We start from the raw sequence: 2,123 nt of genomic DNA, 5'->3' as shown, positions 1-2,123 counted from the left end.
GGTGTTGGTCCAAACGTAGCATGGTCAGACGCTAACTTTGGTACTCAAAACTATTATCCGTCATTCTACGGTGCGCAACCTAATGAAAAATCAGGTACTTGTCTTTATAAAAGTGAAATGACATTTTCGTTAGTAGCTAATGTCATGAAGTTCCAATTAGATAACAAAGGCCAAACGTATTATAACGGAGCTTTTAAAGGTGGAGGTGATGATGCTTGTTATGATTTAAACACCAGTGGTTTAAAAACGGTAACTTTAAGTAAGTCAGAGTCATTTGTTAGTAAAAATCCGGATGCCGCTACGCAAACCAGAGGGACAGTTTTAAATATTGCTGATGGTGGTTTTATGGGTTATTTTGTAGGAACAAGTTCATACGAGATACTTTCGATTACGGATAATCGTATGAGAGTGAGAGTTATTCAATCAGGTAATCCTTTCTTAGCTTGGTATCATATTTTTACAACTACTCCGCCAACTTCTTCTGCTTCACCAACAGACTACACAGTTTTGAAATTTTCAGATGAGTTTAATACTGATGGTGCTCCGGATCCTACCAAATGGGGATATGATTTAGGTGCTGGTGGTTGGGGAAACAATGAGTCCCAAAGTTATACTTCTGCAGCTGATAATGTAAGTGTTTCAGGAGGAACGCTAAAAATAACTGCTAAGAAAGTAGGCTCAAGCTATACTTCTGCAAGACTAAAATCAGAAAATAAATTTGAATTTACCTACGGAAAGGTTGAAGTTAGGGCTAAACTAACAACTGGTGCGGGTACTTGGCCTGCTATCTGGATGCTGGGAGAGAACTATGCTACCAACACTTGGCCAGCTTGTGGTGAAATTGATATTATGGAATTCAAAGGAAGTCAACCTACTACCGTTTATGGTACGCTACATTATCCTGGTAATTCAGGAGGAAACGGAAATAGTAATTCTACAACAGTAGCTAATGCAGCTTCTCAGTTTCATGTTTATAAAACCATATGGACACCAGCTTCTGTAAAGATATATGTTGATGATGTACTTTTTCATACAGTAGCCAATACAGCTTCGTTGCCATTTAATAAGGATTTCTTTTTAATTCTTAATGTAGCAATGGGAGGAAACTTTGGAGGTGCTATTGATCCTGCCTTTACACAATCTTCAATGGAGATTGATTATGTTAGGGTTTATCAATAACCAATTAAATCATAAATAAAGGTCGAAAGTAATTTCGACCTTTACATTTAAATAAATGAAGATGAAAATTATAAAGTGTTTTTCTTTTCTTTTTGTTGCACTAATTATCTTTAGTTGTAGTCAAAAAGTAGTACAGCCACAGCAAATGTTGGTAGTGCAAAATAAAATAGAAACTCGAGTGGACTCTGTCATCAAATTAATGACCTTGGAGGAAAAAATTGGACAGCTGAATCAATACAACGGTTTTTGGGAAATAACAGGACCCACTCCCAAGGAAGGACAGGCAGCAAAGAAATATGACGACTTGAAAAAAGGTTTGGTGGGTTCGATGTTGAATGTTAAAGGAGTAAAGGATGTTAAAGCTTTGCAAAAGATCGCTGTTGAAGAAACACGCTTAGGTATACCTTTACTTTTTGGATTTGACGTAATACATGGGTACAAAACGATTAGTCCTATACCTTTAGCAGAGGCGGCTAGCTGGGACTTGATTGCTATTAAAAAATCAGCACAAATAGCTGCTGAGGAAGCGGCGTCGGTTGGTCTCAATTGGACGTTTGCTCCAATGGTGGATGTGGCTCGTGATGCACGTTGGGGCCGCGTAATGGAAGGTGCTGGAGAGGATCCTTATTTAGGAAGTCTCATCGCAGCAGCTCGGGTACAAGGATTTCAAGGAGATGATTTAAAAGCTAGAAATACCATTTTAGCATGTGCTAAACATTTTGCAGGTTATGCTTTTGCTGAATCAGGTAGAGATTATAATACAGTCGATGTTAGTGAATCGACGCTTCAAAATATCATTTTTCCTCCTTTTAAGGCTGCTGCCGATGCAGGGGTGCGAACTTTTATGAATTCTTTCAACGAATTGAACGGAATACCAGCAACGGGTAATTCGTATTTACAGAGACAAATATTGAAAGGCGAATGGAAATTTGATGGATTTGTAG

2 protein-coding genes are annotated in these 2,123 nt (G+C 38.2%); both read left to right on the top strand.

Annotation, left to right across the window (positions count from 1 at the left end; genetic code table 11):
- Positions 1-1,179, top strand: a 1,179-nt coding sequence (locus P8M54_RS10530; RefSeq protein WP_300287795.1) for a glycoside hydrolase family 16 protein, incomplete at its 5' end; no start/stop codon positions are given.
- Positions 1,180-1,234: 55 nt separating this feature from the next.
- The coding region (locus P8M54_RS10525) for a glycoside hydrolase family 3 N-terminal domain-containing protein (RefSeq protein ID WP_300287793.1) at positions 1,235-2,123 on the top strand (889 nt) is incomplete at its 3' end.

It is taken from the genome of Flavobacterium sp., assembly GCF_029242675.1.
In the GTDB taxonomy this organism is placed as follows: domain Bacteria; phylum Bacteroidota; class Bacteroidia; order Flavobacteriales; family Flavobacteriaceae; genus Flavobacterium.
This window is presented reverse-complemented; position numbering and strand designations above follow the sequence as displayed.